At 65.7% G+C, this 17,608-nt stretch carries 5 protein-coding genes; all 5 read right to left on the bottom strand.

The window, feature by feature from the left end:
* Positions 1-12 precede the first annotated feature (12 nt).
* The 5 genes from AB0H88_RS46500 to AB0H88_RS46480 are packed head-to-tail and all read right to left on the bottom strand — an operon-like array spanning position 13 to position 17,603.
* Complete coding sequence (locus AB0H88_RS46500; RefSeq protein ID WP_357655789.1) at positions 13-918, bottom strand: serine/threonine-protein kinase; 906 nt, start codon at positions 916-918, stop codon at positions 13-15.
* Positions 915-3,068: a UvrD-helicase domain-containing protein gene (locus tag AB0H88_RS46495; RefSeq protein ID WP_357655786.1), complete on the bottom strand. Its 2,154-nt coding sequence runs from the start codon at positions 3,066-3,068 to the stop codon at positions 915-917. Before AB0H88_RS46495 ends, AB0H88_RS46500 begins: the two co-directional genes overlap by 4 nt.
* Complete coding sequence (locus AB0H88_RS46490; protein ID WP_357655784.1) at positions 3,065-9,529, bottom strand: DEAD/DEAH box helicase; 6,465 nt, start codon at positions 9,527-9,529, stop codon at positions 3,065-3,067. Before AB0H88_RS46490 ends, AB0H88_RS46495 begins: the two co-directional genes overlap by 4 nt.
* The gene (locus AB0H88_RS46485; protein ID WP_357655781.1) at positions 9,526-14,733 is read right to left on the bottom strand and encodes a class I SAM-dependent DNA methyltransferase; all 5,208 of its coding nucleotides are present in this window, start codon (positions 14,731-14,733) and stop codon (positions 9,526-9,528) included. The genes AB0H88_RS46490 and AB0H88_RS46485 overlap by 4 nt, the downstream gene beginning before the upstream one ends.
* Positions 14,730-17,603, bottom strand: a complete 2,874-nt coding sequence (locus AB0H88_RS46480; RefSeq protein ID WP_357655779.1) for a DEAD/DEAH box helicase — start codon at positions 17,601-17,603, stop codon at positions 14,730-14,732. The genes AB0H88_RS46485 and AB0H88_RS46480 overlap by 4 nt, the downstream gene beginning before the upstream one ends.
* Positions 17,604-17,608: the final 5 nt, after the last annotated feature.

Here is a 17,608-nt window from a genome sequence, read left to right as displayed (position 1 = left end):
ATGTCCCCAAGTTCACTTGCTGACGTGCTGAATGACCGCGGCGTACATGTGGACCGGGTCGTTGGAGAGGTCGCGGTCGACCAATCCGGGTATGGGAGGAGGCTGTCTGACGAACGTTTTCAGGACGTCGAAGACCTCGATCGCGCTGGAGGGGCGCCGGTCGGCGGACTTGTCGAGCAGCCGCAACGTCAGCCCTCCCATGTCCCGGGGAACATCGTCACGTCCGATCGCGGGCGGGTCCTCGAACCTGCTTCGGTTGATCTCGGTCATCAAATCCTTGGACGCATACGGCCGAACCCCGGCGAGCAGTTCGTAGAGCAGGCACCCGATCGTGTAGAGATCGGTGGAACGGCTGGCCTGTGCTCCGTCGAAAAGCTCGGGCGCCGTGTAGCGGGCCGAACCGGGTATCTGACCCGCCTGAGTGATCTGGGAGAATTCGCTGGCTCCGAAGGATGTGGCCACCCCGAAGTCGATGACCTTCACAGTGGCGTTGGGGCACATCACGAGATTGTCTGGTTTGATGTCGCGGTGAATCAGTTCGGCCTCGTGCGCGGCGGTGAGCACGGCGCAGACCTGAGCAGCGATCAGAGCCGTCCACGGCACCGGTAGTGGATGGTGTTCGGCGATCAGGTCGGCGACCATGTGACCTTCGACGTACTCCATGACCATGAAGAGTTCGCCGCCGTCGCTACCGAAGTCGTAAACCACCGGAACGCCGGGGTGTCGTAGCCGCGCGGTGATCCGGGCTTCGCGGTAGAAGCGACGGGTGGCGTCGTTCCGGTCGGCAAGGTCGTTCTCGTCAATGAGCTTGACCGCCACCTGGCGGTTCAGCCGCAGATCTGTCGCCTGCCAGACGATACCCATCCCTCCCCGAGCCACAGGGGTGGTCAGCGTGTAGCGGTCGGCGATGGTTTTCATGGCAGGAACCTGCTCTTCCGCCCATGCCAGGAGATCGCCAAGGTGTCGCGAGCCCGGGTAGCGGCGACGAACAGCAAGGACCGGGCGCGCTGTAGTTCACGCCGGTAGCGCAGCGGGTCGCTGTCCTCATACTGAGCTGCCCACTGCGAGGGCACGAGTCCTTCGGACACGCCAGCGATGATCATCCGCTGGTATTCCAGCCCCTTGAACCGATGCATGGTACCGACGTGGACCGCGTCGTGGAGCTTGGGTCCGTCTGGTCCGATCGCCGCCGCGATGATGCCTGCCTTGCCAAGGCGTTGCTCGACATCGGCCACCATGTCCCGTTCCGGGACGCAGATCGCGATCGACGAGAGCGACACGTCGTTCCATTCACGGACTCGGTCGACCACCCCGTCCAGTTCGGCGTCCCAGGTGGTGGCGCGCCGGAGTTCGGGGTTCAGCCCATGCAGCACAGATCGGTATCCGCGCAGGTCTTCCTGGCCGTCGTCGAGATCATCCCATTCCTCTTGGCCCAGCAAGGCGATCGCAGCGTGCAGGATTTCGGCGGTGACCCGATAGCTGAGCGTCAGCTTCGACGAGCGTCCGCGGATGTTGATACCGAGGCTGCCCAGGGACACGTAGTTGCCGTAGATGCGCTGGTGGGTGTCGCCCGCGATGAACAGATCGTTTTTTCCTTCGGGCACCATCGCCCGCAGCATTTTCCAGTGAGCCGCGCTGAGGTCCTGTGCCTCGTCGACGACGATGTGCCGGTAGCGCGGGCGATGCCAGATGCCGGACTCCCGCTGCAGCTTGATCGAGCTGAGCTGGTCGGCTTCGTAAGAGGCGTTCCGGCTGGCACGTTCGATCTCCAGGCGGGCGGCCCGCTCGGCGACCTGCCTGTAGGTCCACACGTCCTTTTCGTCGAGCCGCTTGACGTAGCGTTCGACCAGTTGCCATATGGCGGCACGGGCTTCCCTGCTGATGGTCCGTCCTCGGCCAGCGCGACGGGCCCGGAAGTAGTCGGATCGGGAGACGATGGCCTGCCCGAGGATCACGTGGGACCACTCGGCGTGCAGGAACTCAGCGTCCCAGTGTGTCTCGCCCACTTCGGTGAGCAGATCCTGCCATTCCTGCAGCGCTTTGGTGTCGTCGATCCAGCGCCGTCGCCCACCCGGTTCGGCTTCGGCGACGATCTGAGTGGCCAGTTTGTCGATGTTGACGATCTCGACTCGTTTGACAACTTCGGGTCCGACCAGGTCCAGCAGGCGCTGCCGCAGGTCGGCCGCGAGGTTCTTGTTGAACGTGGTGAGCAGGATGTCCTTGCGGTCGCCAGGACCGAGCCGCTCGACCAGGTGCCGGACGCGGTGGAGAGCGACGATGGTCTTGCCAGTGCCAGGGCCTCCGCTGACCCGGGCTGGACCGCTGTAATCCCGTTCCACGACCTTGCGCTGGGCGGGGTGCAGGAAGACCCGCCATCGTCCGAAATCACCCTCCAGGACCTCTTGGAGTTCGGTGTCGCTGGTGGTGACTTGGGTGGCAGGACGACTCAGGGCGGTCTGGTAGTCGTCGGCGTCAACGGGCTCTTCGACGGAGACCGGCGTGGTGACCTGCTCCAGGACCTCTTCGAAGCTTCTGCCCTCGTGCAGCGCTCGCAAGACCTCCCCAGTGAGCTGCGGAGCGCGTTCGACCAGGCTATTGAGTTCGTCCTCGGTCGAGATCCTCGTGATCAGGTCAAGCAGTGGCTCAGCCACGCCTAGCCGCAGGAGTTGCTGCGGGGCAAAGGCAGCGAACATTCCAGCGTGAGCCTCGCCGATCCGCTGTCCGATCTCGCCCAGGTCAGCGAATTCGATGCCGCCGGTGACCGGGTTGATCTGGTAGGCGAAGCGATCGAGATTCTCGCCGAGGTCTCGGTGGGGCTTGACCGCCACCAGGATGTAGTCGGTTTCCCCTGCGTGGAGGAGTATCGCCCCATAGTCGTCGTTGACCTGCGCAGTGAGCAGTCGCGGGCGGCCGGTGAGCGGGGTGAGCTGCAGTTCCGGGTCGGCCGGGTTCCGACGGAACCTGTGCTGAAAGTCGTAGATCGGCCCTCGGATGGTCCTAGGCAGTTTGCGGATCTCCTGATCAGTCTTGTCGAGCAGTCGCAGTGTGGCTTCGCCCTGCACGGTCACCGTCCTCCGATCCGGTCCGCCAGCTCCTGCGGAGTCCAGCCCTGTACATCGCGTACGTCCCATCCCGCGTCCACGTATGCCGCGTTCCGCTTGCGCGCCTCGTCGTCGTCGCCGGCGAGGACGATGCCCACCTTCACGCCTGGCCAAGCGATTTCCGCCTGCCACGCCTGGTCACCCAGTTCGAATCCGACATCATCGACGGCAGGAGCGGGCACCCCGAGATCCGCAAGGAGACGCACGAACTCAGCCAGGCCAGGCTCCTCCGGGTCGAGCAGGTCGTAGACCTTCTCCCAGCCCGTGTCGCTCTCCTTCGGTACGGCAGGCGCGGCCTCGGATTTCCACTGCACCGGCGTGGTCCGAGTGCCGGACGTGCTCTCCTGGGTGCCGTCGTCATCCTGGAGGTCCTCGTCCAGCGGCAGCAGACTCAACGCAGACAGGAGGCCCACACCGCCCGCCGACGCGAGCAGGGAGGGATCGAATCCGTCCAGTCCCGTGAGCGCGAGCTGGCCGCCGTCCCCGGCACCCGCGTCAAGGAACTGCAGGATGTTGCCCCAATACAGCCATGCAGCCCAGCGTTTCCTGTGCGCTGCCTCATCCGCGACAATCGTCCCCGTGGTGTCGTCGATGACCGCGAACGCCGTCCAGGCGTATCCGGATCGCTGGTCGACCACCACCGCGACGAGGCAGCCGTCGCTGTCCGAGGCCCTCATAATGGCCAGCTTGCCGGGAAGCGAAGCAGGCAGTGGTTCACCACGCAGCGCGGCGGTCAGCCGTTCCGGGACGCCTTCGGGCCCGCTGACTGATGGCGCCTGCGCCAGGCGCAGGAGGCCGGCTGTCACGGCTTCCGCACGTCTGAGCCACAGTTCCATGTCGGGGTCGCCGAGGAACGCCAGCAACGTGTCGACGGGGTTGGTCCACATGGTGCGGGCCAGTTCGTCGGGGTCGCGTCCGGGGCTGAACTGCTGGTAGGTCTGCCGTGCGGCGGTCCGGGCGTTCCCCTGGTAGGGGGCTCGGAGCGGTTCGCCTGCCGGGACGGGTCCGAAGCCACGCCGTTCCCATTCGTCAATATCGTCCCACGTCAGCTGGAAGACGACGCGCCCGTGCGCGCGCAGCATGGCCCGCTTCGCGGCATCGCCCGCAAGGCGGTTCTTGTCCGGCGCGGCGTGGTAGCTGTAGCCGTCGAGGTAGACCGCGACCTCCAGAGGAGCGTCGTCAAGGCGGCGGAACAGCACATCTGGGCGAGTTTCCCTGATGGTGTTCTGCAGGATCATCTGCCAGTGCACGATCGCCCCGTCGGGGCCCTCGATGCGCAGGTCGGCGACCCTTTTGCGGTTGACGTGGCCGGCGCGAGCGAGCGTGCCGGGAGTGTCCGCCTGGCGTGCCCACGCTTCCAGGCCTCCCAGGAACCGGGCTTCCAGCTCGCTTTCCACCTGGTCCCACAACGAGATCGCGTCAGTGGTGGCGACGGGCTTGGTCCCCCAGTCCTCCAGCAGATCCTTCAGCATGGCCAACGCCTCGGCCCTGCTGACCTTGTCGTACTTGCTGCCGGGCACGTGCGATAGCAGGCACCTGTGGCAGGCCGCCTTGCTCGGGTCTGTGGCGCAGACGCAGGTGGCGACGATGTCCAACGCCGCCGTCAGCACCTGGTGGAACTCCTCATGATCGGACAAGCGTTGGAGGTAGCCGGTGCCTCGCGGAAGGGTGTCGTGCAGAACGAGGAAACGTCGCTGCCGTCCGGTGTCCGGGTCGGGCATGGTGGCTGTGACGATGGCGAGATGGGAGGGGTCACCGCCGTAGCAGGCTGCGACGCCTGCCATCAGCGCGGCCTCGAACGAGGCCATCCGCTCCTCAATCAGCAGCGTGGCGACGGGCAGCAGGATGCGCAGCGCCTCGGTCTCCAGTTCGTGGGCGAGGATCAGCTTGACGTGCTCGACGTCTTCGGAGGCCCGCCGGTAGGGGCACCATTGCCGATGGTGCTTGCGGGAGGGGTCGGCGAACGAGGAGGCTACCGGCCCGACAGTGGCGACCATGTCCGGAGGCCCGTCCCAAGTCGTGCCGCCGCAGGCCGGGCAGGTGTAGAAGGGGTTGAGCCGGACGTCCTCCCCCGCGAACCTGCCGGTGGCGGGCCGGTCGTGGCGGGTGGTGCCCAGGTTGAACCGGCGGATGATCGCCTTGCGGGTGAAGTCGACGCCGAAGGTGGTCTTGGCATGACGCCAGGAGTCGGCCTCGATGTCGGCGGATTCGATGTCGACCGCGACTGCCTGTTCGTAATACCGGCGCTGCCGGTCGTCGTGGTCGTCGCGGATCTGCGCGTCGTCCCTGCGGTCATAGGAGGTGACGCGGGTCGGGCGGAGCACGCCGTACAGGCATTCGCGGTCACCAATCGCCTGGTTGCCGCAGCGTGAGCACGGGCTGGTGTCCTCGGCCGCCAGCGTGGTGCGCACGTAGCCGCAGTCAGGACAGACCCGCCAGTGTTGCCAAGCGGGACGGGCTGGGGTCCCTATGTCCAGGCCGGTGACCTGGTGCTGGTAGCCCTGTATGTAGAAGGAGTTGCCGGGGGCGAGTTCGGTGAGCGCGAGCCGGGCCGGACGTGGGTATTCACGCACCTCGCTGTGGTACCGAGCGGCGGCATTCGGTGATTCGTCCTCCCACGTGAGGGTGGCCTCCAGGCTGGTCGTGGAGTCGATCAGCGAGTAGTTGGGCAACAGCCCGAGCTCGACGAGGGCGCCTTGGGCGTTCTCTCTGCCGATCTCGCTGATACGTTTGGCGATGCCTCGGTGTTCGGCCCCCAGCGCACGTCTCTGAGCCCGCTGGATGGGGTCGGACTCCACGAGGGGTCCGATTGCCGCGTCGATGGCCGCCAGCCGGTCACGGAGATCGGCCAGGCGCTCGTCCCAGGTCAGCGCCGCTTCCTTGATGTCCTGGGCAAGCCCTCTGATGGCGAACTCGCGGAGCTCCGCGGCGGCGGCACTCTCGGAGACCGTCGCGTCGAACAGGGCGAGGAATTCCGCCACGAGGGTGGACCCGTCACGCAGAGCGGCCGCCGAGAACGCCTCCAGCCAGCCGGTGTCGCCGAACAGTGCGGAGGCCCGCTGGGGCAGCGGTGCCGCGCCCTGGAGACGTCCGCGGGCGCACAGGTCTACCAGGTGGGCGACGTACTGCCGGCGGAGGATTTCCACCGCCTTGAGGTAACTGCCAGGCGGGATGATCTCGCCCGCTATCATGTCGCGAGGTTCGCCGAGGAAGTAAAGGTCGCGGGGAGCGCGGCCGACCAGGGTGACCAGGAACGCGTTGCCGGTGCGACGTCCTGCCCGGCCGACCCGCTGCACGTAGTTGGCGGGGCCGGGCGGGAGCGAGGCGAGGACGACGGCGGACAGGTCGCCGATGTCGATGCCCAGCTCCAGGGTCGGGGTGCAGGCCAACACGTTGGGGTCGTTGTAGCGGTCGCCGTCGCGGAAGCGTTGCTCCACCTGTTCGCGTTGCTTACGGCTAAGTGCCCCGGTGTGCTCGGCGGTGACGACGCGGAAGGCGCCTTCGCGGCCGAGGTAGAGCTGCCGGTAGTAGTCGCGCCGGTAGTCGGTGTCGGTCCGCTGGGTGAGACTGCCGGTGCAGCGGTAGCGGGGGCAGGGGTGACCGTGCCAGCCGTCGATGAGGTCGGGATGGACGGTCTGCTCCCAGGCACAGGTGTCACAAGCGACACTCGCCTGGTCGGCCTGCGCGTTGTCCAGCAGTCTCACCTGGACGTGGCCGGGCTGCAGGCCGTAAACGCGGGTGGAGCCATCGTCGGCGGTACGCGCTGACACGACGCCTTCGGCGGCCAGCACGGGCAGGATCCGGGCCAGGTAGTCACCCGCCGTGCCCTTGCCGAGACCGAGGCAGCGCTTCGTCCAGTCCTGGTACCAACCCTGCTCGGCGTCGATGCGGTCGAACTCGGAACCGGTCTTCTTCCGGTCGAGCAGGAACATAGGGGCTGACAGGCCGCGGGGGAAGGCAGGCATACCTTCTGGACGCTTCCCCCAGATCGCCGTGTAGCGTTTGGTCCCGGCCACGCCGATCCACCGGTCAAGCCAGACGTGCTTGATCGCGCCGCGGGTGCGGAGCCGTTCCAGCAGTCCCCGGAGGTAGGCCAGGTAGCGGTCGTCGGCGGCGATCTCGACCAGTCCCTGCACCTCCAGGTGCTTGTCGCGGGCGAGCGCGGTGAGCCTCTCGGGGTCGGGCAGCACGACGTCGGCGGCGGCTGTGTGGGTGAGTTCGAGAGTACGCCCCTGCCGTGAGCGCAGTCCCATTTCCATGACGGCGGCAAACGCCAGGCGTTCCCCGATGAGGTCCCACGCCGGTGCGGAACCACTAGTCTCGCCTGACAGAATGGCGTCGATCTCGTCACGGTCGTGCAGGTCGGGCGGGACCACCGACGGGAGCACGTCGAGCTCGCTGGCCGCGGCGATCAGGTCGGCGACCAGGTCGTTGAGCAGTGTCGGTGTCTCGGTGTCGAGTCGTGAGGCGAGGAGACGGCGCAGCGAGAAGGCGTAGGAGCGGTTGGCGACGAATCCCGCGCGGTGGGCCGCGTCCTGGACGGAGTCGTTGAACAGCAGGGTTTTGCGCTGCTTCTGGTCGAGCTGGTTGCCGGCGAACAGCTGAGTAATGGTCACCGAGGCGAGCGACGCCAGGCCCGCACCGAGGAAGCGGATGCCCTGGTCCATGTTGCAGGCCGGGCAGCGGTCGGCTTCGGCGGCGCGGTTGGCCTCGGTTTGAGTGCGCAGGTCGGCTAGGACGAAGACGTCGTCGCCCTGGCCGAAGGTGTCCTTGGCGGGATCGAGGGGGCGTACCCGGTCGCCGGTGAACACCATCACGCCCGGTGTCCTGCCGTCGACCTCGCTCCGGGTGGCGACCAGCAGCGGACGGACGCGTTTCTTCTCCGACCCCACGGCGGCCTGGTAGATCTTGTCCGGGCTGGAGATCAGCTCGGCGGGGTCTCTTTCAGGGGAGAATGCGGCCCAGCCTGAGCGGCCACAGTGACGGCAGTAGACCGACGGCAAAAGGTTCTTGCCGAGCACGTTGAACGTCGAGTCAGCGTCCAGGACCGGCAGCTCGCCCACCCATGCGAAGGCCGGGCGATGGTCGACCAGGCGCAGCAGTCGCGATACCGCGCGCACCCAGATGTGCGTCTCGATGTGCAGGAGCGACCGCTGGGGATCGTCGGGGTTCTTCGCCGCCGACAGCAGCGCGATGAAACGGGCCAGTGCGGTCACGGCCTGGGCGGGAGACTTGCGAATGGCCTGACCCCAGTTGTAGGCGCCTCGGCGCGGCAGGAGTTCGAGCATCTCCTCCAGCGTCGCCGGGCCGCCGCTGAGCAGGTCGAGCACGGCCTGCGTGAGGATGTGCGTCTTGAGGATCCTGCCCAGCTCCTGCGAGCTGAGGCCATTTCTGCCAGTGACGGCGGCGGCGATCTGATCCATCGCGCCGGGATCACGCAGCGGGTCACCGAGCAACGCCAGGTCCTGCGGGTCGGGCAGGGGCAGCGTCACATCGATCTCACCGATGAACTCCTCAGCGGTGAGACGGTCCTCACCGATCACGGAGTCCTCGGAGAACGGCGCGCCGAAGACCTGCTCGGCGGCTCGGCGGATGAGGCCCCCGCCGTTGCTCTCGCCCAGGGTCGCGGAGGTGGCGACCGGACAGATGTCGCCGAGGGGTTTCCCCGGCCGGGAGTGCCCGCTGGCCGCGGCTAGGCGGCGCAGCAGCATGGCCACGTCGGTGCCCTGCGCGCCGTCGTAGGTGTGGAACTCGTCGACCACCACGTACGCCAGGTTGACGTCCCTCCACAGAGGAAGGTCGTCGACTCGCTGGAGGAGTAGGTCGAGCATCTTGTAGTTAGTGATGAGGATGTCCGGCGGGTTGCGGCGGATCTCCTCGCGCCGGGTCATCACGTGCTTGTAGCCGACCTCAGGGGTGTCGCCGATGTAGAGGGCGGCGGTGACGTCCTGCAGGTCAGGCAGGCTGAGATAGTCGTTGAGCCGATGGGCCTGGTCGGTGGCCAGGGCATTCATGGGGTAGAGCAGCACGGCCTTCACCCCGTACTGCTCCCGGCGCTTCTCCCTGCGGCAGTGATCGAGAATGGGGACGAGGAACGACTCGGTCTTGCCAGAGCCGGTGCCGGTCGTGATCAGTGTCGGCTCGGCGGCCTTGCGGAGCGTACTGAGCCGCCGGAACGCTTTCGCCTGGTGCCGGTACGGGGTCCACTCCCCTGGCGGCTTCCACTCCAGGCAGTCGTCCCAGCCGGGCTCAGCTGTTTGGAACGGGGTACGGATCCGCAGGTACGGCCCGCGGAAGATGCCTTGCTCGGGGTGGTTGAGGAACCGCTCCAGGGCCTCCCTGACGGGTTTCTCGGCGAGGGCGAAGGTCGTGGTGAGGTACTGGGTCAGATTCCGCTGGAGCTCGTCAGCGGCGAGCGTCGGCTTCACACCTCACCGTCCTTTTCCTGTACGGCTTGCGCCCGGCGGAGCCGCTCGGAGAAGACGGCGTGGGCTTGGCGGTATTCGGCCTCCCGATCGGCCTTGTAGAAGGGCGCGGTATAGCCGTCGGGCACGGGGGCAGTTTCCGGCGCTTCCTGGTATGCCGCGAACTGGGCCCAGGTCTCCTTGGTTTGGCGCTGGCCAATCGTACGGGCGTTCCCAGCGAGCTTGTAGCCGTCGGCGTCGAACCATGTCACCGCCTCGTATTTCTGGAGCACGGGGAATCGACCCCGGTATGCGGCGATCAAGGCATCGGCATCCATACCTAGCCAGACCGCAACCAGGGCATCGATCTCAACCAACGCCGAGCGCCGGGCGCGTTCGGTTCGCAGTGGTGTTGAGGCCTGCCAGTCGGCGGTGACCTCGTGAAGCGGCTGCAGGCCGGGCCATTCACAGGCCCAGGCTTCATGGCTAGCCCAGACCGGATCGAATAGCTTGCCCCAGAAGTCAGCGTAGGCGCGGGTGAGGCAGTTCAGCCGGAGCGTGCGAAGGAGCAAGCTGGACGCCAGAGGGTGGTCAGAAGTTGGAGAGGGCATAGCCCGGGCCCCCTTCGCCAAGAGATCACTTCGACCAGTTGTGCGGAGGAAGTAGTCCACTGGGAGCGAAGCCCAGAACCCAGCAACAAGAGCCGTGAAGCGATCTTGTGGCATCGCAAGACTGTTTACGGCATGAATGTGGGAAGCGCCAGGAGGAATAAGCGCTGAATACAAGGCTCGTTCCGTATTGGGCGCGATCATGCGTCGCCATGCCAGACGGGTGAATGCTGTATATCTGCGCCGCGCTCTCCCTTCGAGGAGCTTATCAATCCTTTGCGGATCGACATCTTCTTCGGAAATGCCCTCAATGTTCACGAGATGCCTACGCGCGCAGGTGATCGCCTTCAGGTCGGAGCGCAGACGAGCCAGAGCCGAGTGATTAATCCAGCGGTCCTGCGCCGCGAGGTAGGCCAGAGTGCGGCCCTCCACGCGCACATACGCTGTATCCGGAACAAAATCGGCAGAAAGGGTGACCAGGTCCACCCCATACGGGTCGTTGCTGTTGGCGTCGTGGCGCTTGAACACCGGGGTCGCCACGCTCAGCTGAGTACCCTTAAGGATCACCCTCCGCCACGAGGTGGGCTGAAATTCTTTGCCCGTGGCTGCATCAGGACGATTATAGTCGATCAAATGCTCATTCTTTGCGCCACTTTCTTCGTAACCGCGTGTGACCTGAGGCCCGAAGGAGCCGAGCCGCAACGGATAGTCAGCCAACGCTGAGATGGCTGAGGCCTCCGCAGTACTCACAGGAAAAAGGAGACGCGCTTGCCGCAAGGGCTGGCTCTCATCATCGAGAAGCCGCCGCCATACAGAGAGCAAATCTGCGTCGACTCTGATAACGCGAGTTCGATGCGGCCTTTCATCGAACTCAGCATTTCGGTATCGGATCCCCGGAATCTCGCCCGAGCCATCATGATCACCGGAAAGCCGCAAGGCATCAGTAGACACCAGCCACGAGAGGTGGTCGAAGCCAATCTCTCTAGAGCGGCCGTAGATGTGAACCCCAAAGTGAGCGGTATCTCCCACAGGCCGGGGAAAGAACCGCTGGCCGGAGTTTACAAAGTCGCCATGGATGCGAAGCCTCTGATAGGCGGCCTCCCGGAGAGCCCCTTCCTTGTCACCGGTGAAGTGCGTGTCGGGATGTACCAAACCGGTCGTTCCCGCGGGACTGGCATGCGCCCAGACCTGGCACATGAACGCCCTGTACAAGTCGGGCTGGGTCCCAGCCAGCAGCGGGTACGCCTGCTGTGACCCGAACACAGCAACCTGTCCGCTGATATTTGTCAGCTCTCCAAGCACATACTGGTGGGCCGAAGACCGCGAGAGGAGTGCTGCCCGCCGCCGCTCTTTATCCGCAGCGGATGCCTTCTCCTCAAGTTTGAACCACGGTTCGAACTCGGCCAGCACTCCCGGCTCGTCCCAACGCGGACGCACCCATGGCGGGTTACCGACCTGCAAGTCAAAGCCGCCTCGGTTGAAGATCTGCGCGAACTGGAGCTCCCAATGGAAGAATCCCTGTTCCTTCGCAATCACCTCGACGGTATGCAGCCATGGGAATCTCTCGGCGATCTTGTCCGGGGACTCCATTCTCATCCAGCCAACGATGTCGTCCTCGTGGTGCTCCATCTCGTCGAGCGTCGTGAACGTCGTCGCGAAACCCTGCTGGGCTCCCGTCTCGCCGTAGTCGATGTCTACCCGGCCGAGCACCGCCTCGGCGAAGTCCAGCCAGTCGTCGAGGTCGGCGAGCGGGATGACCGGCCGGAGTGGTTCAAGGGCCGGGCGCTTGCGTGCGGGCTTCGGACGGTTCGTCCTGGATTCCTTGATCTCCTGAGCGAGCCCGTCCAAGCCGAGCTGCTCGTCCCCCACAGGGAACAGCGGCTCCTGGGCCTCGAACCGAAACCCGATCGACTCCTCGATGTCCGGAAGTCGCACGTCGACGGACTCCGGAAGGCTCTCGGCTGCAGCAGGGATCGCCGGCGCCAGCCGCACATAAACGTCGTCGGAACCGTCGAGCAGGCCGACACGGTCCAGCGGCCAGAACCACAGAGCGCACCCGGCGTCCATGACAGTCTTCAACCGCCAGTACGGCGTGCCGGGTGCGACCAGATCGCCGTAGACCTTCTCCTTGGTGACCGCGTCGGCGGGTTGCTCGATCCAGTCCGCGCCCCAGACGTCGATCTTGCGGCTGATCTCCCGCTCGGAGATGCTCAAGCGTTGGACGACCAGGCCCCACAGGTATTCAGCGCGCCTGGACAACGCCTGGAGCCGCTGCAACTGTGTGAGCTTCTGCCTCTGCCTCCGCTTCTCGGAGACCTTGCCCCGGACCTTCTTCCCCCAGGCCGCGAGCTGCTTGGCCTGGTCGGGAGCAAGTTCCTTCGCCTCCGTGGCCCCCGCGACGGCTCCCCATCCCTCGGCGGGCAGCAGGAAGTGATGGACTTTCCCTTCCGGCAGCTCTCCCGCGGAGAAGGGCAGATCCTCAGGGGCGGTCTTGAGCCACTCCCCTGTGGTCAGCGCCGCCGGGCCGTACAGGCGGCGTCCCGCGCCGATGAGCGAGTTGCCCCGCCGCAGGTGCAGCCCAAACCAGGGTGCCTGGAGCCCGGGGTACATGACGTTGAGCCAGAGGGAGACCTCGGCCAGCTCGATCGCGGTCTCGTTGAGGTCGACGCCGTAGGAGTTGTGCAGAGCGATGTACGCCTTGGCCTTCTGCCACTCCTCCTCGTACCGTTCCGGGTCGATGTCCACACCCAGTTCGCGCTGGCGCCTCTTCAGGTACTCGGTGGCCACCTGGTTGATCGCCTCGTTGAGGAAGGCGCCCGAGCCGAGGGCAGGCTCGCAGATCTTCCAGCCGAGAATTTCCTGGGCCGTGGTGGTCACGCCGCCCTGATCCAGGCGATGCTTGAGGGCCAGCTCGACCGTGGCTTGGGTCAGCGATTCGGGGGTGTAGTAGGAGGCGCTGGTCTGCCGGTCGCGGCCGGCGAGGCGGTAGACGAATGCGCCCTTCGCATGATGCTTGAGCCCGCCGGTATCGGCGTCGTAGACCTTGACGTCATCGGGGTAGTCGTCGATCTTCGACGCCGGGATGGTCCAGGTGCCGCCCTGGTCATCGCCTTTCTTCGCGACCTCGTAGAGCTCCTCGGTGGAGATGAACCCGGTGTAGGACATCAGTCCCTCGTACACCGCGCCGAGCTGGTTGATGCCGAGCTGGGCGTAGGAGATGAAGCCTCCGCGCTCGTTCTTCTTGCCCTTGGTCAACATGAGGTTACGCAGGACCCGGTAGAGGACTTCGTTGCGCAACCGGGTGTCGATCCTCGGCGCGTCCGGGTCGTACTTGCTGCAGCCGGGGACCAGGATCGCGTCCCGGCCGATCAGCTTGGTCTTCGACGGTTCGAACAGGTCGGAGCGCAGCGGTTCGAAGCGCAGCCCTTCCAGTTCCGAGGTTTCTTCTACAGTCCCGGCCCGTGCCCGGTGGCCCTTGTTGACCATGCGAAAGAGCAGGTCCAGCGACTCGTACAGGTGGAAAGACCGCTTGGCCTCCTCCCCCACCAGGTCACGCACCACGAGATCGCCGAGCCGGGCCAGGCTGTAGCCCTTGCCGTAGTCCTCGTCGTCGGTGGGGAGGATGCCCAGCTCCGGCCGGGCCTCGGCGTAGAGGAGGAACAAGATCCGGTAGAGGTAGCGCAGCGCCTCACGGCCCAGCTCCTTGGCGAGGGCTCCGGGCTCCATGATGTCCTCGGGCTGGACCGGGACCATGCCGTTCTCGGAGGGCCGCTTCGCCTGGCGAATCCGGTTGAGCACCTCATTGGCGATCAGCTCGACGGACGTCTGAATGCCTCTGCGTAGTTCCCTGTCCACGCCGACTGCGTGCTGGCGGGAGTTGGACAGAAGCTCGGTGAGCCGGTCGGAACCGCCCTCCTCCGGAGGCCGCAGCGAGTCCGCGCCGAAGAGCGCCGCAATGAGATCCAGCTCCGCCTGGTTGTTCCGGCTCAGCGCCACGTCGAGGTTGACGGCCAAGTAACGGCCATCACCCCAGGTCGCCCGGTCGGCGAGGATGACCACCCCCCCGGCGAGGATGAGCACGTAGCGCAGCCCGATGTCGCTGTTGAGCAGCCACGAGGCGAGCTTCGTCGCCGCGGTGATCTGTTCCCGGGTGTCGAGCTGGACTGGGGCGAGGAGTTCGCCGGCGATGGCGGCCTCAACAGTGGAGGCCCAGCCGCATTCGATAGCGGCCAGGTGCCGGTCAGCGTGGGCGACGTGGACAGTGTGCTCCCGGCCCGCCCGTTCGACCGTCAGCTCGCGGGGCTTCGCCTCGTAGCCGAGCGCGCGGAGGATGTCGCCGTGCAGTTCGTTCAGCTCTTTGCGCCACTCGGCCACGTCATCGGGGTTGACGGGTTCGCCTTCGCGGAGCCGTACGTCGAACTCCGAGAAGAACGGCCGGTCGGCGAAGTAGGGCTTGCTCAGCGCACGCAGCCCTCTACGCGGAGTCGTACGGCCGGCCTTCTCCTCCTCGGCCCACCGGGCGAGCAGGCCGTCCTTCTTCTTCAGATCCTTGGGCAGAATCTCGGCCAGGTAGTGCGCCGAGAAGTAGTCGCCGCGGTTGACGATCGAGTCGAAGCTCACTGGTGCCCACCCCGGGGAATCAATACGGCGAGGATCCGCAGCAACGGCTCACCGGTGGTCTGCATGGAATCGAGAAGACGTCGCTGCTCGTCGGCCGTACGGCGGGCGCGATCGGCCTGGGCTTTGGTGCGCGCTCCGTCCAGGGTGAGCTGCTCCCAGTCGGTGAGCCGTTCGCGGTAGAGCTCCAGCGGACGGACAACCTCCGCGTCGTAATGTGCGCGCCGCTTTTCCAGATGAACGCGCGCGATGTCGACGGCAGGCTTGACCAGTTCCTGCAACGGCTCGAGATCCACTGGGCGATCCGGATTGATCATCCGTGGTCCGACTCCAGCGCGCCTCAGAACCTCGACCATGTCAACGTCCTGGACAGCGGAGCCGGTGACGGCCATCCACTCGACGACCGTGGGCTGGCCCAGCTTGTTGGAGTAGATGCCCTGGATAAGGAAGGTCGACTCGGTGACGTCGGCCATCATGACAGGGGCCTTCTGGCGGCCGAGTTGGACCAGGACCTTGTCGGTGAGCCAGTCGACCAGGGGATGCATGTCGGACAAGTAGGCGATGTCCGGCCACATGGTCTTGCTGTTGCGGGCCTCTTCGAGCTTGCGTTCCGCAAGGCCGCGGTTGAACGTGACCTTCATCCGTTCCTTGATGTCATGCGTTCGCAGGTAGGAGGCGGGCAGCGCGGACAGCCGGTGGATCAGGTCCTTCGGCGGTGTAAAGGCGAACATCTCACCGTCGTCTTCGAGATCCCCGAGCAGCTTCAACTCCTTGATGGACTCCTTGACGAACTCCTCGGTGCTGTCGAACAGCTTCGGTGCCGTGGCGAGCAGCGGGTCGGGGTTGGCGGGCTCGTCGCCCACACCCGCGAGCAGCCCAGCCAGGAAGCCACCCGCAGGGTGCGCCTCAATCGATTCCTCGACTGTCTTACCCGCGAGCAGGTCCTGAATGAGTCGCCGTTCCTCGCGCTCGGCCCGGTACTCGCCGGTGACCGCCTCAGCCGTGCCCAGGCTGTGATGCGCGGACTCTTCCTTGGCGAGCAGTTTCTCCGCAACCAGACGGTCGTCCTTCGCCTCCCGGGGATCCTCCACGCTGGACGTCAAGATCAGTGCCTTGAACTGGGGGCTGTGCTTCTGGCGATAGCGGTCGATACGGCCGTTGCGCTGCTCGATGCGGATGAGGCTCCACGGCACGTCGTAGTGGATCAGGTGATGGCACTGCTTGTGGAGGTTGACACCCTCGGACGCGACGTCGCCGGTGAGCAGCACACGGACCTTGCTGTCACTCAGCGAGAAGCGTTCGACGATCTCCTGCTGCGCGGTGTCGGAGAATCCGCCATGCATGATCTCGATGGCACCTGGCTCGGTCAGGCCGAGCCTTTCGGGTAGTACCCGCTTGAGCCATTCCAGCGTGGGGACGCTCTCGGAGAAGACCACGACTCGGATGGCGCTGCCGGGGACTACGCCGATGTCCGCGAGCTGCCCGGTCAGCGCGGTCAACTTGGCTGAGTCGTCGTCGGTCATCTCCAAGACCAGCCGGCCGAGACTCAGCAGCGCATCACGCTCCCGGCCGCGCGCGACCGGCGGTTCGTTGACCAGATTGCCCAGCTCCACCAGGGGGTCCTGATCCCGCTTGACGCGAAGCGCGACCTTCTGCTTGGCCGCCTTTTTGTCCTCCGCATCGATCGATCGCACTCGGTTGACGACCGTCGCAGCGAGAGCCACATGGGAGGAGAGGAACGACTTGAGCAGGGTGTAAGGGAAGAGCCGGTGCTTCTGATCGACGACGGGGCCGCCTTCGCGCTGATCTCCGGCCAGCCAAACTTCGCGGAACTCGTTGAAGATCCGCTCCTCGGTGGGGCTCGCCGCACATCTGACGGGGATCGACGGACCACGCTCGGGCCACCTGCTGCCCATGCGGTCGCGAACCTCGGGACTGATCTTGGTGCGCCGGATGTAGAGATGTTCGATGTCCTCCGCCGAGTAACGCTCGTCGTTGGCAATGGCCGCCGGGTCCAGCATGCGAATCAACTCGGCGAAGGACTTACTGTCGCCGTTGTGCGGGGTGGCGCTGGCCAGCAGAAGGGCGTCAGTCCGCCGGGATAGGAGCCTGGCCAACCTGTTACGCGCGGTGGTCTCCCCCATCAAGTTGTGCGACTCGTCGATGACGACCGCGTCCCAATGGAGCTTCTCCAGGTGCTGGCCGTACTTGCCCTCGTTCTTCAGAGTGTCGACCGAGATGATGGCGCGCTTGTAATAGGTGAACGGATTGCGGCCCGCGGGGATCTCACGCTGGATCCGTTCGACGCCGATCGAGTCGAGACGGACCAACGGGATGGAGAAGCGGGTCCACAGTTCGTGCTGGAACTGTTCCAAAACCTGCTGCGGGGTAACGACCAGGATGCGCTCACCCCGTCCTCGCCTGATCAGTTCGGCGAGGATGAGACCGATCTCCAGGGTCTTGCCCAGTCCGACGACGTCGGCGAGCAGGATACGCGGACGCAATCCCCTCAGCGCCAGCTCCGCCGGGCGCAACTGGTAGGGCAACGAGTCCAGAAGGAACCTGTCGGACAGAGCCAGCCCCTTCTCGGTCTGCGGGAGAGGAGTCCTGCGGAGGACCGCCTCCAGGAACAACCGTCCGGCCGCGAAGTGATCCGTCCTGTCCTGCTCCAGGATGGTGTCCTCGGGACGCATCAGTTCGATGTCTTCGACGTCGGTGAAGAAGACACCGTCCTCGTCGCGGACGAACTCCGACGATCCGATGGCCGTTACCTTGAACCCCTGGGTGTAGGTCAGGGGCGCGCAGGTGCGGACGATCCACTCTGCGTCCCGGACGAGGATCCGGGCACCGGGCGGGTACGGGGTCTCGGACACTGATC

The sequence above is a fragment of the Nonomuraea sp. NPDC050680 genome (assembly GCF_040654555.1).
GTDB lineage: Bacteria > Actinomycetota > Actinomycetes > Streptosporangiales > Streptosporangiaceae > Nonomuraea.
This window is presented reverse-complemented; position numbering and strand designations above follow the sequence as displayed.